General features: G+C 65.5%; 24 protein-coding genes. 13 read left to right on the top strand and 11 right to left on the bottom strand.

The window, feature by feature from the left end; genetic code table 11:
* Nucleotides 1-8: 8 nt before the first annotated feature.
* From G471_RS0100290 to G471_RS16240, 5 genes are read left to right on the top strand one after another with little or no spacing between them, the layout of a single operon-like run.
* The gene (locus G471_RS0100290; protein ID WP_028993544.1) at nucleotides 9-515 is read left to right on the top strand and encodes a DUF2796 domain-containing protein; all 507 of its coding nucleotides are present in this window, start codon (nucleotides 9-11) and stop codon (nucleotides 513-515) included.
* Nucleotides 516-517: 2 nt separating this feature from the next.
* The gene (locus tag G471_RS0100285) at nucleotides 518-1,198 is read left to right on the top strand and encodes an ATP-binding cassette domain-containing protein (RefSeq protein WP_028993543.1); all 681 of its coding nucleotides are present in this window, start codon (nucleotides 518-520) and stop codon (nucleotides 1,196-1,198) included.
* Nucleotides 1,195-2,454 carry an ABC transporter permease gene (locus G471_RS0100280; protein ID WP_028993542.1) on the top strand — a complete coding sequence of 420 codons (1,260 nt, stop codon included), beginning with the start codon at nucleotides 1,195-1,197 and terminating at the stop codon, nucleotides 2,452-2,454. The genes G471_RS0100285 and G471_RS0100280 overlap by 4 nt, the downstream gene beginning before the upstream one ends.
* Nucleotides 2,455-2,464: 10 nt before the next feature.
* Complete coding sequence (locus G471_RS0100275) at nucleotides 2,465-3,043, top strand: DUF3299 domain-containing protein (protein WP_028993541.1); 579 nt, start codon at nucleotides 2,465-2,467, stop codon at nucleotides 3,041-3,043.
* Nucleotides 3,040-3,885 (top strand): ZIP family metal transporter, encoded by an 846-nt coding sequence (locus G471_RS16240; RefSeq protein WP_043420505.1) that lies wholly within the window; start codon nucleotides 3,040-3,042, stop codon nucleotides 3,883-3,885. Before G471_RS0100275 ends, G471_RS16240 begins: the two co-directional genes overlap by 4 nt.
* A gap of 2 nt (nucleotides 3,886-3,887) precedes the next feature.
* Here G471_RS16240 and G471_RS0100265 read toward each other — a convergent pair whose 3' ends face one another.
* Genes G471_RS0100265 through G471_RS0100250 form a run of 4 tightly spaced genes read right to left on the bottom strand, consistent with a single transcriptional unit; the run spans nucleotide 3,888 to nucleotide 6,607 of the window.
* Nucleotides 3,888-5,255, bottom strand: a complete 1,368-nt coding sequence (locus tag G471_RS0100265) for a sensor histidine kinase (RefSeq protein WP_028993540.1) — start codon at nucleotides 5,253-5,255, stop codon at nucleotides 3,888-3,890.
* On the bottom strand, nucleotides 5,252-5,914 hold the full coding sequence (locus G471_RS0100260) for a response regulator transcription factor (RefSeq protein WP_028993539.1): 663 nt from the start codon (nucleotides 5,912-5,914) through the stop codon (nucleotides 5,252-5,254). The genes G471_RS0100265 and G471_RS0100260 overlap by 4 nt, the downstream gene beginning before the upstream one ends.
* A complete protein-coding gene (locus G471_RS0100255; RefSeq protein WP_051295182.1) occupies nucleotides 5,914-6,249 on the bottom strand; it encodes a PepSY domain-containing protein in 336 nt (111 codons plus the stop codon). Before G471_RS0100255 ends, G471_RS0100260 begins: the two co-directional genes overlap by 1 nt.
* A gap of 4 nt (nucleotides 6,250-6,253) precedes the next feature.
* Nucleotides 6,254-6,607 (bottom strand): hypothetical protein, encoded by a 354-nt coding sequence (locus G471_RS0100250; protein WP_043420503.1) that lies wholly within the window; start codon nucleotides 6,605-6,607, stop codon nucleotides 6,254-6,256.
* Between the two features lie 161 nt (nucleotides 6,608-6,768).
* Between G471_RS0100250 and G471_RS0100245 the strand changes: the two genes are divergently transcribed.
* Genes G471_RS0100245 through G471_RS0100230 form a run of 4 tightly spaced genes read left to right on the top strand, consistent with a single transcriptional unit; the run spans nucleotide 6,769 to nucleotide 9,419 of the window.
* A complete protein-coding gene (locus G471_RS0100245) occupies nucleotides 6,769-7,182 on the top strand; it encodes a DUF1924 domain-containing protein (protein ID WP_088177938.1) in 414 nt (137 codons plus the stop codon).
* A gap of 21 nt (nucleotides 7,183-7,203) precedes the next feature.
* Nucleotides 7,204-7,695, top strand: coding sequence for a diheme cytochrome c (locus G471_RS0100240; protein WP_028993535.1), 492 nt, complete (start codon nucleotides 7,204-7,206; stop codon nucleotides 7,693-7,695).
* A 21-nt stretch (nucleotides 7,696-7,716) separates the two neighbouring features.
* Nucleotides 7,717-8,097, top strand: coding sequence for a PepSY domain-containing protein (locus G471_RS16235; RefSeq protein WP_081700044.1), 381 nt, complete (start codon nucleotides 7,717-7,719; stop codon nucleotides 8,095-8,097).
* Nucleotides 8,097-9,419, top strand: a complete 1,323-nt coding sequence (locus G471_RS0100230) for a ferredoxin reductase family protein (protein ID WP_051295180.1) — start codon at nucleotides 8,097-8,099, stop codon at nucleotides 9,417-9,419. Before G471_RS16235 ends, G471_RS0100230 begins: the two co-directional genes overlap by 1 nt.
* Here G471_RS0100230 and G471_RS0100225 read toward each other — a convergent pair.
* Together G471_RS0100225 and G471_RS0100220 are read right to left on the bottom strand one after the other, a co-directional pair.
* Nucleotides 9,409-10,497 (bottom strand): HAMP domain-containing sensor histidine kinase, encoded by a 1,089-nt coding sequence (locus G471_RS0100225; protein ID WP_028993533.1) that lies wholly within the window; start codon nucleotides 10,495-10,497, stop codon nucleotides 9,409-9,411. The genes G471_RS0100230 and G471_RS0100225 overlap by 11 nt on opposite strands.
* Before the next feature lie 2 nt (nucleotides 10,498-10,499).
* A complete protein-coding gene (locus G471_RS0100220; protein ID WP_028993532.1) occupies nucleotides 10,500-11,180 on the bottom strand; it encodes a response regulator transcription factor in 681 nt (226 codons plus the stop codon).
* Between the two features lie 314 nt (nucleotides 11,181-11,494).
* Between G471_RS0100220 and G471_RS0100215 the strand changes: the two genes are divergently transcribed.
* Nucleotides 11,495-12,112 carry an EF-hand domain-containing protein gene (locus G471_RS0100215; protein WP_028993531.1) on the top strand — a complete coding sequence of 206 codons (618 nt, stop codon included), beginning with the start codon at nucleotides 11,495-11,497 and terminating at the stop codon, nucleotides 12,110-12,112.
* Between the two features lie 14 nt (nucleotides 12,113-12,126).
* Here the strand turns inward: G471_RS0100215 and G471_RS16230 are convergent, their stop codons facing one another.
* Genes G471_RS16230 through mtnA form a run of 4 tightly spaced genes read right to left on the bottom strand, consistent with a single transcriptional unit; the run spans nucleotide 12,127 to nucleotide 15,835 of the window.
* Nucleotides 12,127-13,158 carry a cyclic nucleotide-binding domain-containing protein gene (locus tag G471_RS16230; RefSeq protein ID WP_051295179.1) on the bottom strand — a complete coding sequence of 344 codons (1,032 nt, stop codon included), beginning with the start codon at nucleotides 13,156-13,158 and terminating at the stop codon, nucleotides 12,127-12,129.
* A gap of 16 nt (nucleotides 13,159-13,174) precedes the next feature.
* A complete protein-coding gene (gene dmeF, locus G471_RS0100205) occupies nucleotides 13,175-14,128 on the bottom strand; it encodes a CDF family Co(II)/Ni(II) efflux transporter DmeF (protein ID WP_028993530.1) in 954 nt (317 codons plus the stop codon).
* Complete coding sequence (locus G471_RS0100200) at nucleotides 14,125-14,712, bottom strand: class II aldolase/adducin family protein (RefSeq protein WP_211226358.1); 588 nt, start codon at nucleotides 14,710-14,712, stop codon at nucleotides 14,125-14,127. Before G471_RS0100200 ends, dmeF begins: the two co-directional genes overlap by 4 nt.
* 34 nt (nucleotides 14,713-14,746) lie before the next feature.
* Nucleotides 14,747-15,835 (bottom strand): S-methyl-5-thioribose-1-phosphate isomerase, encoded by a 1,089-nt coding sequence (gene mtnA, locus G471_RS0100195; protein WP_028993528.1) that lies wholly within the window; start codon nucleotides 15,833-15,835, stop codon nucleotides 14,747-14,749.
* Nucleotides 15,836-15,884: 49 nt separating this feature from the next.
* Here mtnA and G471_RS0100190 point away from each other — a divergent pair, with 49 nt between their 5' ends.
* The 3 genes from G471_RS0100190 (at nucleotide 15,885) to G471_RS18535 (ending at nucleotide 18,396) form a co-directional block, all read left to right on the top strand.
* On the top strand, nucleotides 15,885-17,048 hold the full coding sequence (locus G471_RS0100190) for a pyridoxal phosphate-dependent aminotransferase (RefSeq protein WP_028993527.1): 1,164 nt from the start codon (nucleotides 15,885-15,887) through the stop codon (nucleotides 17,046-17,048).
* An 85-nt stretch (nucleotides 17,049-17,133) separates the two neighbouring features.
* Nucleotides 17,134-17,568 (top strand): large conductance mechanosensitive channel protein MscL, encoded by a 435-nt coding sequence (mscL, locus tag G471_RS0100185; protein WP_028993526.1) that lies wholly within the window; start codon nucleotides 17,134-17,136, stop codon nucleotides 17,566-17,568.
* Nucleotides 17,569-17,721: 153 nt separating this feature from the next.
* The gene (locus G471_RS18535; protein WP_081700043.1) at nucleotides 17,722-18,396 is read left to right on the top strand and encodes a YXWGXW repeat-containing protein; all 675 of its coding nucleotides are present in this window, start codon (nucleotides 17,722-17,724) and stop codon (nucleotides 18,394-18,396) included.
* A gap of 4 nt (nucleotides 18,397-18,400) precedes the next feature.
* Here G471_RS18535 and glnE read toward each other — a convergent pair whose 3' ends face one another.
* On the bottom strand, nucleotides 18,401-21,106 hold the full coding sequence (glnE, locus tag G471_RS0100180) for a bifunctional [glutamate--ammonia ligase]-adenylyl-L-tyrosine phosphorylase/[glutamate--ammonia-ligase] adenylyltransferase (RefSeq protein WP_051295177.1): 2,706 nt from the start codon (nucleotides 21,104-21,106) through the stop codon (nucleotides 18,401-18,403).
* Between the last annotated feature and the right edge of the window lie 90 nt (nucleotides 21,107-21,196).

Genomic DNA, 21,196 nt, shown 5'->3' with positions numbered 1-21,196 from the left:
AGAACCCGATGAAAAAGCTCCCCCTGATCCTGGCCGCCCTGCTGCCGGCCCTGGCTTTTGCCCACAACGACCACGCCCATAACCACGGTGTCGGTCAGCTTGGCATCGTCGTCGAAGGCGACCAGCTGACCCTGTTGCTGGAGCTGCCGCAGCACGATGTGGTCGGTTTCGAACGGGCGCCGCGCAACGCCCGCGAGCAACTGACGGTGCAGGCGGCGCTGGAAAAACTGAAGACGCCGGCCAGACTGTTCACGCCGACGGCCGCCGCCCAGTGCGTGCCGAGCGAACAGAAGATCGATGCGCCCCTGCTCGAAGGCGCCAAGGGCCATCACGGCCACGGTGATGTCGAAGTGCGTTATGTTTACCGCTGCGCCCAGCCGGCCGCGCTGGCCGACCTCAAGTCCACGGTGTCGGCGGAATTCCCGCGCGTGCGTTCGCTCAGCGTCAGCTTCGCCGGCCCCAAGGGCCAGAAGGCCGGCAAACTCGACGCCAAGAACCCGGTATTCGCCTGGTAAACATGACGCCGGCGGCGATCCGCATCGATGATCTGCTGTTTCGCTGGCGTCCCGATGCGGCGCCGGCGGTCTGCCTGCGCGGATTGCAGGTCGATGCCGGCAAAAGCCTGTTCCTGCACGGTCCCAGCGGCGCCGGCAAAAGCACGCTGCTGAATCTGCTCGGCGGTGTGCTGCTGCCCGAACGTGGGCGCATCGAAGTGCTCGGGCAGGTGCTCGGCGACTTGCCGGCGGCGCGCCGCGACGCCTTCCGCGCCGATCACCTCGGTTTCATCTTCCAGCAATTCAATCTCCTGCCCTGGCTGTCGGCGCTGGAGAACGTGCTGCTGCCCTGCCGCTTTTCGCGCCGCCGCGCGCAACGCGCCGGTGACCCGGTGGCCGAGGCGCGCCGCCTGCTCGCCGCGCTCGATCTGGCCGCGCCCGTGCAAGGCGCCCCGGCCGCCGAACTGTCGGTCGGCCAGCAACAGCGCGTTGCTGCCGCCCGGGCGCTGATCGGCCGGCCGGAAATCGTCATCGCCGACGAGCCGACTTCGGCCCTCGACGCCGCCCGCCAGGATGCCTTCATCGACCTTTTACTGGCGGAAGCGAAGGCGGCGGCCAGCACCGTCGTTTTCGTCAGCCACGACCAGCGTCTGGCGGCACATTTCGACGCCAGTTTTGCCCTGACCGGGGAGTTGCCGGCATGAGCGCCTTGCCGCGGCTGGCCCTGGCCAGCGCCTGGAATCGGCGGCTCAGCCTGGGGCTGACCTTGCTCGCCGTGATGCTGGCGGCGACCCTGCTGCTGTCGGTCGAACGTATCCGCGAGGCGGCGCGCGACAGTTTCGCGCAATCGGTCTCGGGCAGCGACCTGATCGTCGGCGCCCGCACCAGCCCGGTCCAGCTGGTGCTGTATTCGGTCTTCCGCCTCGGCGAGGCGACCAACAACCTCGACTGGGCAAGCTACCAGAAAATTGCTGCCGATCCGGCCATTGCCTGGAGCGTGCCCTTGTCGCTCGGCGATTCGCATCGTGGGTATCCGGTGCTCGGCACCACGGCTGATTACTTCACCCATTTCCGCTACGGCGACCGTCAGCCTTTACGCCTGGCCGACGGCGTCGTCTTCGCCGGTATCTTCGACGCAGTGCTCGGCGCCGAAGTCGCCCAGCGTCTCGGCTACCGCGTCGGCGACCAGATTACCCTGAGCCACGGCGACGGCGGCCTGCCCGGCATGGCGCACGACGACAAGCCGTTCACCGTGGTCGGCATCCTGGCGCCGACCGGTACGCCGGTCGACCGCACCGTGCATGTCGGCCTGGCGGCCATCGAGGCCATCCACCTCGACTGGATCGGCGGCGCGCCGGTGCCCGGTTTCAACATCGGTGCCGAGGTGGTGCAGAAGTTCGACCTGACGCCGAAATCGATCACCGCCTTCCTGGTCGGCCTGCACCAGCGCGCCGAGGTCTTCCGCATCCAGCGCCGGATCAACCAGTTTGCCGACGAGCCGCTGCTCGCCGTGATGCCCGGCGTCGCCCTCGACCAGTTGTGGCAGACCGTCGGTGTCGTCGAACGGGCTTTGCAGGCGGTATCCTGGCTGGTGCTGGCGGTCGGTCTGGCCGGCCTGATGGCGACCATGCTCGCCGGCCTCGACCAGCGCCGCCGCGAAATGGCCATCCTGCGCTCCATCGGCGCCGGGCGACGGCACATTCTTGGCTTGTTGCTGCTCGAAAGCGGCCTGGTCAGCCTGCTCGGCTGCCTGCTCGGGCTGGCCGCGGTCAGCCTGTTCGCTGCCGTCGGCGGCGATTTGCTGGCCGCTTTCGGTCTGGCGGCCCTGCCGCTGGCGGTGAGCGTGGGCGAAATGAAACTTCTCGGCGCCGTGCTGGTCTGCGGCCTGTCCGTCGGTGTGCTGCCGGCCTGGCGTGCCTATCGTCTGTCGCTGGCCGACGGACTGATTCCCCGTTCATGAAGGAACAAGAATGCTGAAGCGTTGCCTGCTGTTGTTTGCGCTGCTCGTGCCCATGCTGGCCCCGGCCAGCGATTACCGTGTCGGCGACCGTTTGCCTGCCGCCAAGGGGAGCGCCAAGGGATTCAAGGAAATCATGTGGGATGACCTGATGCCCAAGGGCTGGGACCCGATGGCGGCGTTCAAGGGCATCGATCTCAACAAATTGCAGGATAGCGATCCGCGAGCCGCCGAACTGCTTGCCAGCGTCCGCAAGGAATGGGACAAGGCGCCGGTCGAGCCCGCGCTGAATGGCCAGCGCATCCGTATTCCCGGCTTCGTCGTGCCGCTCGAACGGAAAGGCGACGATGTCATCGAGTTCCTGCTGGTGCCGTATTTCGGTGCCTGCGTGCATGTGCCGCCGCCGCCGTCGAATCAGGTCATCCATGTCGTCCCGGCCAAGCCGGTGAAGGGCATGCGGACCATGGAAACCTTCTGGGTCAGCGGCACCCTCAACCTGCAGGGCGGCGACAGCGGCATGGGCGTCTATGCCTACCGTATCGCTGCCGAGCGGGTTGAACCCTATCAAGTGAATCAAGGAAAGAAACGATGACTATCCTGAGCATGATCCTGCTGGCCTGCCTGGCCGGCGGTTTGATCAGCATGGCCGCAGCGGCGATGGTGGTGTTCCGCCTGTCCCGGCAGTCGACGGCAATCCTGGTGGCGTTTGCTGCCGGCGTCATGCTGTCGTCGGCCTTCCTGCACATCCTGCCGGAAGCCTTCAACTCGCTGCCGCCGGTGGACATCCACGCTGGTCACGACCATGGCCCGGACGACCACGCCGCCATCGCCGCCGAGGAGGATGCGCACGCCGGGCACAACCACGGTGGCCCGTTCGCTACCTTGTTCGCGCTGATGCTGGGCACGCTGTTCACCTTCTTCGCCCTCGAGCGCCTGGCGCTGTGGCGCCACTCGCACGGCGATTGCGCGTCGCACGACGGTCACCACGCAACGGTGACGGCGCCGCCATTGATCCTGATCGGCGATGCCTTCCACAATTTCGTCGACGGCGTGCTGATCGCCGCCGCCTTCATTGCCGACCCGATGCTCGGCGTGACCACGACGGTCGCCATCATCGCCCACGAAGTGCCGCAGGAAATGGGCGACTTCGTGCTGCTGCGCAATGCCGGCTGGAGCAATACCAAGGCCTTCATCGCCAATGCCGGCTCCAGCCTGAGTTCGCTGCTCGGCGGTGCGCTCGGTTTCTTTGCGCTGTCGGCGGCCGATTTCGTCCTCCCCTACGTGCTGGTGATTGCCGCCTCCAGCTTCATCTACGTCGCGCTGGCCGACATCTTTCCGCTACTGCACAAGCAGCGCGAGAGTTTCGTCCGCCAGAGCCTGCTGATCGGGGCCGGGGTGGCGGTGGTGCCGGTGGTGGGGTGGCTCACCCACTGATTTCAGCGCGCCAGGGGTAGCTTCAGACGGGCCCGCAGACCACCGCCCGGGGCATCGAGTAGTTCAAGCTGTCCTTGGTAAAGCGTGGCCAGTTCGCTGACGATGGCCAGACCCAGGCCGGCGCCGGCGACCTTTTCGTCGCCGCGCTGGCCGCGTTGCAGCAGGGCGATCCGTCGGTCGTCCGGGATGCCGGGGCCGTCGTCGTCGATATCGAGATGCAACTGCTCCGCATCGGCCGAAATGGCGATGCGAATTTGGCTGCAGGCCCACTTGCCGGCGTTGTCGAGCAGGTTGCCGAGCATTTCCTGGAGGTCCTGGGCTTCGCCGCGAAACAGCATTTCACGTGCCGTCTCGCCGGGGGTGAGGGTGAAGCTGCGCTCGGGGTGGACGCGCTGCATGACGCGGACCAAGCCCTCGATGACCGGCACCACCTGGCAGCGCAAGCCTTTATCCTGGGCGGCGGCAGCAACCCTGGCCAGCGCCAGGTGACGGTCGATCTGCTGGCGGGCGGCGATGACCTGGTTGTGCACCAGTTCGGCAAACGGGCCGTCGGCCTCGGCGGCGGCGTTGGCCATCACCGCCAGCGGAGTCTTGACCGCGTGGGCGAGATTGCCGGCCTGGTGGCGGGCGCGGGTGACGAAATCGGCATTGCGGCTGAGCACGGCATTCAGTTCGTCGACCACCGGCTGGATTTCGCTCGGGTGGTCCTCGCTCAGCGTCGTCCGCCGGCCGTCGCGCAGCAGTGACAACTCGTCGCGCAGGCGCTTGAGTGGGCGCAGACCAGCGACAACCTGGAAGGCCGCGGCGACCATCAGCCCCAAGGCGAGCAGGGCGAGGGCACCGATCAGCAGCGTGCGGAAGCGGGCTATGGGTTCGGACAGCAAACGTTCGTCGGCGGCGACGATCAGGCGCCAGCTCTGATCCGGGCCTTCGGCCGGCTGCATGACCTGTTCCAGCATGCGCAGCGCTTCCCCGTCCGGGCCGCTGACGCGATGGGTGTGGCGCTCGCCATCGGCCAGCCGGTCGGCGGGCACCGGCAATTGGGCATCCCACAGCGAACGGGAACGCAGGACGATCACGCCGCTGTTGTCGGGTGCCATGCGCTCGACCTGCCAGTAAAGTCCGGCGTAGGGGCGTTCCAGGCGCGGGTCGCTGAGCGGCCGGGCAAGCACGGGATTGCCGCCGGCATCGGTTTCAAGGTGGGCGGCCAGTTGGGCCAGGTGCATGCTCAACTCGTTGTCAAACTGGCGCGACAGCTGTTGTTCGAACATGCTTTGCAAGACCCAGCCGGCAATGCCGACGGTGGCGGCGACCCAGACCAGCGTCCCGACCAGCAGGCGGAAACGCAGCGAGGTGCTGCCTGCCTTCATGCGGGCTGCCCCAGGCGGTAACCGAAGCCGCGTACGGTTTCGATCATTCCGTTGGGCAGCTTCTTGCGCAGCCGGCCGACGAAGACTTCGATGGTGTTGGAGTCGCGGTCGCTGTCCTGCGGGTAGATGTGCTCGGACAATTCGCTGCGCGAGACGACCTCGCCACGTCGCTGCATCAGGTAGGCCAGCACCTTGAATTCGTGGCTGGTCAGCGCCAGACTCTGGCCATCGACGCTCGCTTCCGCCCGCCGGATATCCACGCGCAAACTGCCGCATACCAGCTCGTTGCTGGCCTGGCCGGCGCTGCGCCGGATCAGGGCACGCAGGCGGGCAAGCAGTTCTTCCATGTGGAAGGGTTTGACCAGGTAATCGTCGGCACCGGCGTCGATCCCGGCCACCCGCTCATGCCAGTCGCCGCGCGCAGTCAGGATCATTACCGGCATGCTCCGCCCGCCGCCACGCCAGCGGCTCAGCACCGACAGGCCGTCAAGCAGCGGCAGGCCGAGGTCGAGGATCACAGCGTCGAAATCGTTCTCCATGCCCAGATGCAGCGCATCGCGCCCGTTGACCGCGACCTCGACGATGTAGCCCTCGGCCTTCAGCTTGCGGGCGATCTGGAGATTCAGTGTCGGTTCGTCTTCGACCAGCAGGATGCGCATCAGTCCCGTCTCCCATGCCGACCGCCGTGCCGTCCCTTGACCTCCAGCACCCTGCCGTCGCGTGCATCGATCAGCAGTTTGTTGATGCCGCCGTCGCGGCGCAGCATCTTCACTTCGTAAATCCAGCGCTGGTCCTCGTGTTCCAGTTCGACTTCCAGCACCTCGCCGCGATGTTCGCGTTCGATGCGTGACAGAACCTGGCGCAGCGACAGAATCTCGCCGGCTTCCAGTGCCCGCCGGGCGATCTCGTGATCCTGGCGGCTGTCGGCCTGGACCGGCGCAATGCCGATGCAGGCCGACAGCAGGAACAAGCGGAGCAATCGCAACAACATCATCGGGCTATTGACGACCGCGGCCGGGACCCATGCCCTGACCGCCGGCATTCATGCCCGGCCCCATGCCGCCGCGCGGGCCGGCATAGGGGCGCTGTTCCGGTGGCGTGGCCGGCAGGGTGACGCCACGTTCCTGCGCGCGTTGCACCATCTGTTCATGGTGTTTGGCGCGCACGGCCGCGCGTTCCTCCTCGGTACGGGCGCTGCGCATGGCATTGCGGTGTTCGACACGCTCCTGCTCAGTCATCAACTGGCTACCAAAAATCGGTTCGGCGACCGGGTCGGCCGCAAATACGCCGCCTGAACTCAAGAGCAGGCCGGCGGTGACGAGACTGAGCAGCAACTTGCTTTGGGACAACATGATGGACTCCTTCACGAATTGAATGATGGCACAGGCTTGTTCATTCCCCGATTCCCGTTTTACGCCGGTTGACCTGAACGGGAGATGAATCCGGCTTTCAGGTTCGGTTCAGGTGTGCGGCGGCATAGTTCGCTCCATTGTTGATCTGGAGGATGTCCGCCATGAAATTCCGTCTCGCCCTTTCCTGCTTCGTGCTTTCGTTCCACTCACTGTTGGCCAGCGCCGGTCCGCTCGAAGCGCAACTGGCTGCCTACGCCACTGCCGCCAAGGCGGCCAACCCGGCGTTTACGGGTTTCTCCGCCGCTCGCGGCGAAAAGCTGCATGTCACCAACTTTGCCCTGGGCAAGCCGGATACGCCGGCCTGCACCAGCTGTCATGGCAACGATCCCCGCGCTGCGGGCAAGACCCTGACCGGCAAGGTGATCGAGCCGGTGGCGCTGTCGGTCTCGCCCGGACGCTATGCCGATCCGGCCAAGGTCGAGAAGTGGTTCAAGCGCAACTGCAACGAGGTGCTCGGCCGCGAATGCACCCCGCTCGAGAAGGGCGACTGGCTGACTTTCGTCAGCAGCCGCTGAAACTGAACGGAGGAAACGAAGATGAAATTCCCGCCCCGACCCCTTGCCCTTGGCCTGCTCGCCCTAGGCTTTTCCGCCCTGATCTTCAGCCGCGCTCAGGCCGGCGGCGGTCATTACTATCCGCCGGTCGCCGATCCGCTGGTCAAGGAAGAATGCGGTAGCTGCCACCTGGCGTTCCCGGCGTCGATGCTGCCGGCTTCGTCGTGGAAACGCATGATGGGCGAACTCGACAATCACTTTGGCGACAACGCTTCCGTCGATCCCGAGGTCGCCCGCAAGATCACCGCCTACCTCGTCGCCAATGCCGCCGATACCGGTGGCCAGCGCTACGGCGCCAAGTTGCAGCGTGGTGTCGATCCGGCCTCGGCGCCGCAGCGCATCACGGCCTTGCCCAAGTGGGTGCGCGAACACCGCGAAGTGCCGGATTGGGAATGGCGGCACAAGGACGTGCGCAGCAAGGCCAACTGCACGGCCTGCCACGCCGACGCTGAGCTCGGCTACTACGAAGATTGAACGTTTCAGGGAGATAGCACCATGACTTTTTCGCACCGGATGTTTTCCTTTGCCCTGGTCGCCGTGCTGATGGCCGGCGTGCTGAGCTTTTCTCAACCGGCTCTTGCCGATTCCGAGCGCAGCGGCAACTGGCTGCCGATTCCCCGTCTGATCGAAAAGCTGGAGGCGGCCGGCTATCGCAATATCGAGAAGATCGAGCGTGAGCACGGACGTTACGAAGTGCGTGCCACCAATCCCCAGGGCGCACGCAGCAAGCTGCTGCTCGATGCGCGTACCGGCGAATTCGTCGGCGCGCAGCGCGCGTACGAGCGGCAAGCTGCTCGTCGGGAAGAAAGCAGCGGCGAGTGCAACAAGCGCCGCTGTCGCGACGACATGCCGGCAACGCCGGCCGGGAGCCGCTGATGGTCAGGGGCGTACTTGTCTTGCTGACTGCCACGTTGGCCCTGCTCTGGGGCTGGGATGTGTGGCAGGCACCGGCCTCGCCGGCGCATCCCTGGTGGATCGCGCGGCAGGAAGCGATGTACCTGAGCGGCCTGCTGGCGATCGGCCTGATGTCGCTGGCGATGTACCTGGCGACCCGTCCGGCCTGGCTGGAAACGCCGCTGGGCGGCATGGACAGCGTCTATCGCGCCCATAAGTGGGCGGGCATCGTCGGCGGCAGTTTCGCGATCCTGCACTGGCTGGTCGAGATGTCCGATGACATCCTAAAATCGACCATCGGCCGTGCCGGCCGGGTGCCCAAGGAAAAGGCCACCGGTCTGCTCGACAGCATGCAGGATCTGGCCGAGGACTTCGGCGAATGGGGCTTCTACATCCTGCTGGTGCTGCTGGCGATCACGCTGTGGCAGCGTTTTCCCTATCGCCCCTGGCGTTTCCTGCACCGGGCGATGCCGGTGATCTACCTGCTGCTGGCTTTTCACTCGGTCCTGCTGGCGCCGCGCGATTACTGGACGCAGCCGGTTGGCTGGGTGCTTGCCGGGCTGGTTGCGGCCGGCGTTTATGGCGCGTTGCGGGCCTTGCTCGGCAACATCGGCCAGGCCCGGCGCATGCGCAGCGAAATCCTTGCCGTGACGCAGCCGGCCCCCGATGTCGTCGCCGTTTCCTGCCGCTTGCCGGCGGCCTGGCATGGGCATCGTGCCGGACAGTTCGCGCTGGTCACCTTTGACCCGGACGAGGGCGCGCATCCCTTCACCATCGCCAGCGCCGACAGCGGCGACCGGACCGTCGAGTTCCGCATCAAGGCGCTCGGCGACCATACCCGCCAGCTGCCTTCGCTGCTGCGCCCGGGCCAGCCGGTCGACATCGAAGGGCCATACGGACGCTTCGACCTGTCACGCATCAATCCTCAGGCACGGCAATTCTGGGTGGCCGGCGGCATCGGCGTGACGCCCTTCCTGGCCTGGCTGGGCGCCTTGCAGAACAGCGCAGCGCCGGTGCCGGCGGCGGACCTGCATTACTGCACCCGCGACCGCGAGCGCGATCCCTTCGTGGCCGAACTGCAGGCACTGTGCACCGGCTTGCCCAGCGTTCGCCTGCATGTCCATGGTGCTGCCCAGGGCGAAGTGCTGGATGCGCATCGCCTGCTTGCCGATGCCGGCCCCGGCGAAGCGGCCGAGGTCTGGTTCTGCGGTCCGGGTGGGCTGGCCGATGCGCTGCGCCGGGGAATTGCCGGGATCGGCAGGCAGCGCCTGAGTTTCCATCAGGAAGCCTTCGTCATGCGCTGAGTAGTGGTAACTCCAGGTCGACGCGGAAACCTCCGTCGGCCAGGTTTTTTGCCCTGATCGTGCCGTCGGCCGCCGTCATGACGCGGCGGGCAATGGCCAGGCCGAGGCCGTGGCCGTTGCCGGTGGCATTGCTGGTGCGGCGGAAGGGTTCGAAGATGAACGGCAGTTCGTCTTCCGGCACGCCGGGACCTTGGTCGAGGACGCTGATTCGGCAGCGTCGGTCGGGCGTAATGGCGCTGATGATGCGTATCCGGCCACCGGCCGGCGAATGCTTGAGGGCATTGCGTACGACGTTTTCGATTGCCCGGTGCAGCAGTTCGGGGTTGGCGCGGACGCGCAGCCCCGGGGTTTCGTCGACATCGACGATCTGATGGCGGGGGGAGGCTTCCAGGCGGGCATCTTCCAGCAGGTCGGCGATCAGCTCGTCCAGTTCGATGGTCTCGACGGCGCCGCCGACGCCGGCTTCCAGTCGTGAGAGCGTGAGCAGTTCGCCGACCAGATGGTTCATCCGTTCGCCTTCGCGTTCGAGGCGGCTCATGGTTTCGTCGAAACGCGCCGGCTCCTGGCGTGCCAGGCCGATGGCAGCGTGCAGACGGGCCAGTGGCGAGCGCAGTTCATGCGAGACGTCGTGGAGCAGCCGGGTTTGGGCGTCGAGCAGGCTGTGCAGGCGCTCGCTCATGCGGTCGAAGTCGTGGCCGAGGTCAGCCAGTTCGTCGCGGCGACGGCCCATTGTCGGAGCGATGCGCAGGCTCAGGTCGCCCTCGGCGGCGGCGGCGAAGGCGCTCTTTAGGCGACGGACCGGGCGGGCGACATACCAGGCGATGGCGCCAGCTGCGACCAGGCTGGCGAGCAGGCCGGTCAGAATCGGCAACAGCGGTAGTGGTGGAGGCGGTTCGCCAGGTGGCCCTGGCGGCGGGCGCATGTTGTCGTGCGCTGCCCGGGGCGGTGGCGGTTGGCGTTGTTCGAAACGGGGCCGCAGTTCGTCGCGCTCGACCCAGAAAATCGCTGCGGTGCCGAGGATAGCGGCCAGTTGCGCCAGCCAGACGATGAGGAAGAATTTCCAGAACAGGCGTCCCATGTTCAGCCCGGAATCATCTGGTAACCCTGGCGGAACACCGTCTGAATCGGTGAGCGGCCATCGTCGAGCAAGCCGAGTTTCTGGCGGATGCTCGACAGGTGCACGTCGATGCTGCGATCGTAGCGGGCCAGTGGTCGGCCGAGCGCCTGGGCAGACAGTTCATCCTTGCCGACGATGCGCCCGGCGTTGCGGGCCAGTACTTCAAGCAGGTTGAATTCGGTGCTGGTCAATTCAAGCTGTTGTCCTCGCCATTCCGCCCGGCGTTGTGCCGCATGCAGGCGCAGCGGGCCGACTGTCAGTTCGCCGTTGTCCTGCGGGGGGCTGGAACTGCGCCGCAGGATGGCGCGCAGGCGGGCGGCCAGTTCGCGCGGCAAACAGGGTTTGGGGACGTAGTCGTCGGCGCCGAGTTCGAGGCCGACGATGCGATCCATGTCGTCACCGCGCGCGGTCAGCATCAGCACCGGCATCCGGCTGCCAGCGCGGATGCGGCGGAGTGCTTCGATGCCGGAAATGCCCGGCATCATCACGTCGAGTACGGCGATGGCGAAATTGCCCGATAGTGCCGCCTGTACGCCGCTTTCGCCGTCGTGCGCAAGATCGACGGCAAAGCCGTCGCGCCTGAGGTAGTCGGCAAGCATGCCGGCCAGTTCCACATCGTCGTCGATCAGCAGCACGGCTGCCATGTCCTGCTCTCCATGATTTCCGGGTTCAAGTCGGCATCATAGCCAACGGGGGGCGCCAGAGCGCTGTTTTTACAGACTTTTACCCCGGTGTGCCGAAGTGGCGGTAATTTTGGCCGCAGGCAGATATTGCCGGTTTTGCTATGGTTTTTCACTGATTTCAACGGTCCACCATAGGGATTGATCGATTTCTTGACGAGTTTTTACTCCGTTTAACGTCAATCGACGCCAATTTTTAGGGCAAATGGCCGATAACTTGCTCAGAAGGCGATTGCGGAAGTTGTTTCCGGTTTTTTCATTGTTAAAAGGAGTCGATCATGATCAGTGGTGTCGGTAGTTCGTCGCAAGTGAGCCAGCTGTTTTCCCGACTGGACAGCAAGAGTCAGGGTTACCTGGAAAAAAGTGACCTGGTGTCGGCTTTCAGTGCCATTTCCGGTAGCGGAGACAGTGCTGCCGAAGAGTTGTTCTCGGTGCTGGATGCTGACAGCGATGGCAAGGTCACGGAAAGCGAGTTCGCCTCGACGCTGAGCAAGCTGCAGGAGGAACTCGAGGCTCAGTTCGGGCAGATGCGCATGCAAGGGGGAATGCCGCCGCCACCTCCGCCGCCGATGAACGACTCGGGATTTACCAAGGAGGAACTGGAGGCGCAACTGGCGGAAATTGGTGGTGCCGACAGCGATCGTGCGAATCTGATTGCGGATGTCGTTGCCAACTTCGAGGCTGCCGATACCGACGGCGATGGCAAGGTCAGTTTCAAGGAGGCGCAGGCCTATCAGGAATCGCAGCGTGCCGAGAGTACGGCATCGAGTGCTGCGACCTCGGCCGAACAGGTTGCCAGTACGGAATCACAGGTCATGATGAGAGTCATGCAGTTGATGCAGGCCTACGGGCGCCCTGACAGCATGACCAGCAGCCTGTTGTCCGCGCTCGCCTGATCCGTTGAGGGCGCTCATCCTGAGCTGTGGCCACCCAGCGCGTCCAGTCCTCCGGACAGAACCCGGACGTCGAAGCCGCGCTGGCTGAGCAGGAAAGCGGCGGCGCTGCTGCGGCGTCCGCTCTGGCAGAGCAGGATGTAGGTGCGTTGCCGGTCGAGGCTGGCGGCTTTCAGACGGAGCAGGTAGAGCGGCAGGTTGACGCTGCCTTTCAGGCTGCCGGTCTGGTACTCGCTCTCCAGTCGGACGTCGATCAGTTGCGCGCCGCGCTTGATCAGTTCGGCGCCCTGGGCGAGGTTGATGTGCTTGACCAGCGGAGTCCGCAGCAGTGTGTCGAAATCGGCGGCCGGCAGGCGCATCAGTTCGCCGGCCTGGCTCATGGTGACGGTAGCGTTGCGTGGGTAACCGGAAATCAGGGCTTCTTCGCCAAAGCCCTGGCCGGCTTGCAGATTGGCCAGCGGGACTTGCTTGCCGTCTTCGGTAGTGCGGGTGACTTGCGCGCTGCCGCTGCGGATCAGGTAATAGTAGTCACCCGCTTCGCCCTGGCGGACAACGACTTGTCCGGCGGCCACCGGCATGGCCTCGAATCGGCCGAACAGCAGGTGCAGGTTGCCCGGCGGGATCTTGCTGAAAGCCGGGTTGCTGAGCAGCTGAAACATCCATTGCGGATCGTCGCCCTCGAATTCGGTGACTTCGTAAGCCGTTGCCTGGTCGCGGGCGAGCAGGTCGTCGAGGTCGTCGTCGGTAAAGATCAGCAACTGACCATGGTCGACCGCCTTGCAGGTATGGGCGCGTGGTTTCAGGCGGGAGAGCGGATGACAGGCGGCCTTGTCGTCGGCGCGCAGGCGCTGCGGCGGGCTGCCGTCGCCGGCATCGAGCACGACTTCGCCGGATAACACGTAGCAGGTGTAGATGTCCTTGTCGCCCTTGTTGAAGGCGACCTGGCCGGGAACCAGTTGCATGCCACGCGCCAGATTCAAGGCCTGCGCCTGCGCTTGCCGGGAAAGGTCGGAGATCGGGATGAAGCGCGAAATTTCTGCCGGAGTCATGATGGGTGGTCTGTCGTCAGGTGGGACATTCGTCGCAGTGGTGGATTTCCACCGTGACATGAACGATTTCCTCGTGGATGGCCAGTGCCTGGCGCACGGCCAGCGGGGTCAGTGCGGCACTGTGGGTGAGCAGCGAGACAGCGCAGGCGTAGGTGCCGTTGCCGACGCGCCAGACGTGCAGGTCGGTCAGGTGGGTGCCGGCCGGTAGCGTGGCGATGACCTCGCGGATTTCCTCGACCACCGGGTGGTCCATCTCGCGGTCGAGCAGGACGCGGCTGGTGTCGCGCAGCAGGTTCTTCGCCCACAGCGCGACCAGCACGGCGCCGACCAGCGCGCAGGCCGGGTCGAGCCAGTCCCAGCCGTAGATCCAGCCGCCGGCCAGGGCGGCGATGGCGAGGATGGAGGTCAGCGCATCGGTAATGACGTGGATGTAGGCCGCTTTCAGGTTGAGGTCTTGGTGGTGATGGCCGTGGTCGTGCCCATGTCCGTGCTCGTGGTGATGGTCGTGACCGCCGGCCCGGTGCAGGATGGCGGCGCAGCCGAGATTGACCAACAGGCCGAGGATGGCGACCGCCATCGCTTCGCCGTAGCGGATCGGTTGCGGTTCGAGCAGGCGGTGGAAGGCCCCGACCACCATCAGGCCGGCGACGGCGAGCAGGAACAGGGCGCTGGTATAGCCGCCGAGTACCTCGATCTTCCAGGTGCCGAAGGTGAAGCGCGGGTCGTCGGCGTATTTACGGGCGGCGCCATAGGCGAAGACCGACAGGCCAATGGCCAGCGCGTGCGAACTCATGTGCCAGCCGTCGGCCAGCACCGCCATCGAGTTGAACCACCAGCCGGCGGTGATCTCGACGATCATGGTCAGCAGCGTGATCCACAGTACCCAGCGGGTGCCGGCTTCGGCGCGGGCATTGCCGGTGCCGTAGTCGTGCGATTGTTCCCAGCGGGAAAGGTCGTGATAAGTGTTCATTGCTGACCGTAACTCCTGAATTTGTCGATGACCTCGTCCATTTCGATCTTGCCGAGCAGCACCGGCTGGCCGAGCTGGCAGGCGCGCCAGTACTGCTCGCACAGCTCCTCCAGTTCGATGGCCAGCGCCAGCGCCTGGTCGAGGTCGCGGCCGGCGACGAGCAGGCCGTGGTTGGCCAGCAGGCAGGCACAACGGCCTTCCATGGCGCGCAACGCGGCGTCGGACAAGGCCTGCGAGCCGAAGATGGCGTAATCGGCGCAGCGCACGGTGTCGCCGCCGAAACGGGCGATCATGTAGTGGAAGGGCGGAATCTCCAGGCGCAGACAGGCGAGGCTGACGGCGAACGGCGAATGGGCGTGGAGCACGGCGCCGAACTCGGGCCGGGCGGCGTAGAGGTCGCGGTGGAAACGCCACTCGGACGACGGTTTGCGCCGCCCCTGGTGCGAGCCGTCGAGCGCCATGTGGGGAATGTCTTCAGCTTCCAGGCCGGCGTAGGGCATGCCGGTCGGCGTGATCAGGAAGCCGTCGCTGTCGCGCACGCTGACATTGCCGGCGGTGCCGCGATTGAGCCCGGCCGGTTGCATGGCCCGGGCGGTGGCGATCAGTTGCCGGCGCAGTTCAGTCACGGTCTTCTTCCGGATAGAGCGCGAGCAGGCCGGCCCGGCTGGCCGGGCAGACGCCGCGCTCGGTGATGATGGCGCTGACCCGTGTCGCCGGCGTGACGTCGAAGGCCGGGTTGGCCACGGCTTCCTCGGCCGCCAGCTGGCGCACGGCAGCCGGTTGCGCGTGGCGGTCGAGGCCGTGCACCAGGCGGAACTCGTCGCCGTCGCGTTCCTCGATTGGAATGGACTTGCCGTCCGGGCAGGCGAAATCCAGCGTCGACCGCGGCGCGGCGACGTAGAAGGGAATGCCGTTGTCGGCGCAGGCCAGGGCCTTCAAGTAAGTGCCCACTTTGTTGGCAACGTCGCCATTGGCGGCAATGCGGTCGGCGCCGACGATGACGGCGTCGACCTGGCCGCTGCGCATCAGGAGGCCGGCGGCGTTGTCGGCGATCAGCGTGTGCGGCACGCCGTGCTGAGCCAGTTCCCAGGCGGTGAGCAGGCCCTGGTTGCGCGGCCGGGTTTCCGACACCCAGACATGCACCGGCAGGCCGGCGTCGTGCGCGGCATAGACCGGCGACAGTGCGGTGCCCCAGTCGACGGTGGCCAGCCAGCCGGCGTTGCAGTGGGTCATCACGTTGAGCACACGCCCCTGTTCGCGCTGTAACTGCCGGAACAGCGCCAGGCCGTGCTGGCCGATGGCGGCGTTCTGGGCCACGTCCTCCTCGGCGATCGCTTCAGCTTCCTGCCAGGCCGCCGCCAGACGCTGCGCCGGGGCCAGCGGCTGCAGGCAGGTCTGCATGCGGGCCAGTGCCCAGTGCAGGTTGACCGCCGTCGGCCGGGTCGCGCCGAGTTCGGCGATGGCCAGGGCCAATCCCGTGTCGGAGGCGTCCTCAGCGACGGCGATGGCCAGGCCGTAGGCGGCAGTGGCGCCGATCAGCGGCGCGCCGCGTACCTGCATGGCGCGGATCGCATGCGCCGCCTCGGCCAGCGTACGCACGCGCACCCAATGCAGCGCATGCGGCAGCCGGGTCTGGTCAATGATGTCGATGGCGCGCTGCTCGGGATGGGCGCGCAGGGTTCGGGTGGGGATGCCGTCGATGTTCATGGGGTGCCATTGTGGCATAGTGGGCGCTTGCCCAGAACCCGTTCCCAGTATGGATACACCGATTCACATTGATTCCCGCTTCCCCGCGATGGGGACGACCATTTTCACGGTCATGTCGAAACTGGCGGCCGATTGCGGCGCCGTCAACCTGTCGCAGGGCTTTCCCGATTTCCAGGCCGAGCCGGCGCTGTTCGATGCCATGCATCGCTACATGCTGGCCGGGCGCAACCAGTATGCGCCGATGGCCGGCCTGCCGGAGCTGCGTCAGGCCATCGTGGACAAGGTGGCGGCGCTGTACGGCACCCGTTTCGACGTCGACCGCGAGGTGACGGTGACGGCTGGCGCGACGCAGGCGATCTTCACGGCGATTGCCGCCTTCGTCCGTCCAGGCGACGAAGTGATCGCCCTCGAACCGGTCTACGATTCCTACGTGCCGGCGATCGAGACGGTGGGCGGCAAGGCGGTATTTTCGCGGCTGCGGTTTCCCGATTACACGCCGGACTGGGACGAAGTGCAGTCGCTGGTGACGCCGCGGACGCGGATGATCATCGTCAATTCGCCGCACAATCCGACCGGCAGCCTGCTCACTGCCGCCGATCTCGACCGCCTGGCGGCCATCGTGCGCGGTACTGACATCGTCATCCTGTCCGACGAAGTCTATGAGCACATCGTCTACGAGGGTGAGGCGCACGCCAGCCTGTGCGGTCATCCGGAATTGGCGGCGCGCAGCATCGTTGTTTCCAGCTTCGGCAAGACCTATCACATCACCGGCTGGAAGATCGGCTACGTGGTCGGCCCGGAAGCCCTCATGGCCGAGTTCCGCAAGGTGCACCAGTTCAATGTGTTCACGGTTCATGCGCCGTCGCAACTGGCGATTGCCGAGTACATGCAGGATGCTTCACGCCATCTCGGTCTGGCGGCGTTCTACCAGGAGAAGCGCGATTTCTTCCGCGCGCTGATGCGCGACACGTCGTTCGAGTTGCTGCCCTGTCGTGGCACCTATTTCCAGTTGGCGCGCTACGGACAGATTTCCGAGCTGCCGGATACCGATTTTGCGCAGTGGCTGACCCGCGAAGTCGGCGTCGCCGTGATCCCGGTATCGGTGTTTCATGCCGATGGCCATGACGAAAAGGTGGTGCGTTTCTGCTTTGCCAAGCGGGAGGAAACGCTGGTTGCGGCGGCCGAGCGCCTGCGTGCGGCATTTGCAAAGTAGTGTGGAGAAATGCAAAGCGCCTTGACGGGTGTTCACCATCGCCCGAATAATTCACCGGTCACCTCATTTCAATAAAGGAAACAGCATGGGAATGCTTCAGGAATTCAAGGAGTTCGCCGTCAAGGGCAATGCGATGGACCTGGCGGTCGGCGTCATCATCGGCGCCGCGTTCGGCAAGATCGTCGATTCCATCGTCGGCGACCTGATCATGCCGCTGGTCAGCATGGTCGTCGGCAAGCTGGATTTTTCCAATCTGTTTGTCGTGCTTGGCGACAATCCGGACAATCTGGTTGCCCTGGCCGATCTGAAGAAGGCCGGTATTCCGGTGTTTGCCTACGGTTCCTTCGTGACCATCCTGCTCAATTTCGTCATCCTGGCTTTCATCATCTTCATGATCGTCAAGCAGATGAATCGCTTGCGCAAGGAAGAGGCCGCCCCGGCGCCGGCGCCGGCCGAGCCGCCGCCGACGCCGGAAGATGTCGTCCTGCTGCGTGAAATCCGCGACGCGCTGAAGAAATAGGCCAGCAGACGCTGTGGCCGGGCCGCCTGCGGGCGGCCTTTTTGTCGCCGACAGCGAGCGGGGGCAAGAAAGCGTAACAAAACGTGAATACGGTGCTCCGGCATCGCTGGCAGGACGTTAATGGCTACAGGACCATCCAACAGAGAGCTTGCCATGAACAAACGTCTGATCCTTGCCGCCATCCTAGCCTCGCTCGCCAGTGCGTGTGTGGTCGTTCCGGTCGAGCCTTATTACGGTGGCACGGTCGTCGTCGAACCGCCACCACTACGCGTCGAGTATCCCGGTTATCCGCCTTATCCCGGTTACGTCTGGATTACCGGTTACTGGTCCTGGGGTGGGCAGCGCCATGTCTGGGTGCCGGGGCGCTGGGTGGCGCCGCGTCCTGGCTATGTCTGGGTGGCGCCGCGTTGGGTTCGTGACGGGCCGCACTGGCGGATGCACGAAGGGCGCTGGAATCGGGACGGGCGGCCACGGACGGCGCCGCCGCCACCGGCACGCATCACCCCGCCGCGCGTCGACGAGCGCGAAGCGAAACGGCATGACGATCGGCGCGATGACCGGCGTGGGCGCGATGATCGCCGGGATGATGGGTATCGCCCGGATTACCGCCCCGACTATCGGCCGCAGACCCGCCCGGAAGGGCAGCAACGGTCGCCGGAAATGCATCAGGAGCGGCGCCGGCAACCTGCGGGCAGCCCCGAGGCGGGACGCGACGAACGGGTACGTGAGGAACGAGACGAACGGGTACGTGAGGAACGAGACGAACGTAGTGAGCAACGTGGATCGGGACGCCGCCGGGGCGAGGCGGCGACCGACCTGTATCGCTGAGCGCTCAGTTGCGTTCGTCGAAAACCGCGTGCCAGAGTGCGCCGACTGCGGCAATGTGGCGTTCGACCTCTTCCCGCAGTACTGGGGCTTTCGGCGTTGCCGACAGTCGGCGGATGTGTTGCAGGCGACGGTATTCGCGGTAGGCGTTGCCGGCGGCCAGCGCCAGTTCCGGTTCGATCAGGCCGAGTTCGCCAGCGATGCGCAGCAGGGCGATATTGCCCAGGTTGCCGGTCAGTTCCGGGTGCCGGTGGGCGTGGCCGAGGACCAGGTACTGGACGATGAACTCGACATCGATGATACCGCCCGGGTCGTGCTTGAGGCCGAAATGGCTGTCGCTTTTCGAGGCATGGGCGTCGTACATCTTGCGCCGCATGGCGATGACTTCCTCGTGCAGTTTGGCGAGATCGCGCGGTTGTTGCAGTATTTCACAACGGATGGCTTCGAAGCGAGCGCCCACTGACTTGTCGCCGGCGCAGAAGCGGGCGCGGGTCAGTGCCTGGTGTTCCCAGGTCCAGGCATGGTTCAGCAGGTAGTCGCGGAAGGCATCGACGGTGACCGCCAGCAGGCCGGCGTCGCCGTTGGGGCGCAGGCGCAGGTCGGTCTCGAACAGGATGCCGGCCGAGGTTTGGCTCGATAGCCAGGTGTTCATGCGCTGGGCCAGGCGGGTGTAGTTTTCCTGGGCGTCCTGATCGTCGTCCTCGTAGAGATAGACGAGGTCGAGGTCGGAGGCGTAGCCGAGCTCCTTGCCGCCCATCTTGCCGTAGCCGATGACGGCGAATTTCGGCGTTTCGCAATGGCGTTTCTTGATCTTGCGCCAGACCAGCGGCAGGGTTTCCTGGACGATGCTGTCGGCCAGTTCGGTGAGGTGGTCGGACAGCGACTCGATGGTCTGCAGGCCGGCCAGGTCCTGCGCCAGCAGGCGGAAGACCTGGGCATGGTGCATCTCGCGCAGGATGTCCATCTCGCGCTCGGTATCGTCGAGGTGATCGGCCAGGCTGATGCGCAATTGCTCGCGGAAACCGTTCCAGTCGGTGGCGCTGTCGTAGAGCCGGGGGTCGAGCAGTTCGTCGAGCAGCAGCGGATAGCGGTTGAGGTATTCGTTGGCCCAGGTCGAGGCGCACATCATGTCGGCGACGCGCTTGAGCGCCAGCGGGTATTGCTGCAGCAGCGCCAGGTAGGCGCCGCGCCGGGCAATGCCTTCGAGGAAGGTGATGCCACGGACCAGCGTCGTGTCCGGATCGCTGGTCTGGCCGGCGGCTTCGATCAGGCGCGGGCCAACCGCGTCGAGGCGCTGCCGGTTGCTGGCCGGCAATTGCTGGTAGCGGCTGGCGGCGCGCAGATCGGCCAGGCGTGCGATGGCGTCCTGGGGGCGGCGAAAGCCGAGGTTGCCGAAGGCTTCGATGGCGGTGTCGTCGTCAAGCTGGCCGAGCCACAGACCGGTCAGCGGGTGGTCGCCGGCTTCGGGGTCGGAGAAAATGGCCTCGAAATGCTGGCTGACCTTGCTGCGATGCGCGTCGAGCACGGCCAGCATTGCCGGCCAGTCGGCAAAGTCCATGCTGGCGGCGATTTTCTGGCGCTCCTCGGGGTCGCTCGGCAGCATGTGCGTTTGCGCGTCGTTGACGTATTGCAGGCGATGTTCCAGGCGGCGCAGGAAGACGTAGGCTTCGCGCAGTTCCTGTTCGGTTTCGGCGGGGATCAGCTGGCGGGCCACCAGTTGCTTGAGCACCGACAGGGTTGGCCGGATCTGCAGGCCGGGGTCGCGGCCACCGCGGATCAACTGGAAGACCTGGGCCATGAATTCGATTTCACGGATGCCGCCAGGGCCCAGCTTGACGTGGTCGGCCATGTCCTTGCGCGCGACTTCGCGGCGGATCTGCGCATGCAGGTCGCGCATCGCGTTGATCGCGCCGAAGTCGAGGTATTTGCGGAAGACGAAGGGACGGGCGATCTTCTGCATCGCCTCGATCCATTCCGGCTGCAGGTTGACGCCGGTGTTCATCGTCCGGCCCTTGATCCAGGCGTAGCGCTCCCACTCGCGGCCCTGGGTGATGAAGTAGTTCTCGAGCGAGTCGAGCGAGCAGACCAGCGGCCCGGAGTCGCCGTTCGGGCGCAGGCGCATGTCCACGCGGAAGACCTGGCCGTCGGCGGTGATGTCGCCGAGCGCCTGGATCACGCGTTTGCCGAGGCGGGTGAAGAAGTCGTAATTCTCGATCGACTTCGGGCCGGCGGTGTCGCCTTCCTCGGGGTAGATGAAGATGTAGTCGACGTCGGACGAGACGTTCAGCTCGCGTCCGCCGAGCTTGCCCATGCCGATCACCAGCATGCGTTGTGGCCGGCCTTGGGTGTCCAGCGGTTCGCCGTGGGTGGCGGCAAGCTGACGGTGATAGTGTTCGAGGGCGAAATTGGTGGTGACGTCGGCGAGCAGGGTCATGCTTTCGACGACTTCGGCCAGGGGGGCGACGCCGCACAGGTCGCGCAGCGCGATGTGCGCCATGGCCCGCTGACGCAGGTGGCGCAGGCCGGTTTTCAGGGCTTCGTCGTTGGCGAACGGGCGGTTCAACGGTGACCGCAGCATTTCTTCGTCGAGTGGGCGCAACCAGTCGGCGGCCAGTTCGGCAATCAGTGCCGGGCGGGCCTGCAGCAGGTTGCTCAGGTAACGGCTGTGGGCCAGTGCCCTTTGCCAGCGGGGGTCGATCGGGGTGGTGTCCATGTTTGCGTTCGGCTCCCTGCCGAGAGGGTAGAATGGTCGTCCTGTTTTCAGTCTTTCGATTGTAGTGATCTATCACCCTTTCTGGCAAAG

The organism is Azonexus hydrophilus DSM 23864, assembly GCF_000429605.1.
Lineage (GTDB): Bacteria > Pseudomonadota > Gammaproteobacteria > Burkholderiales > Rhodocyclaceae > Azonexus > Azonexus hydrophilus.
This window is presented reverse-complemented; position numbering and strand designations above follow the sequence as displayed.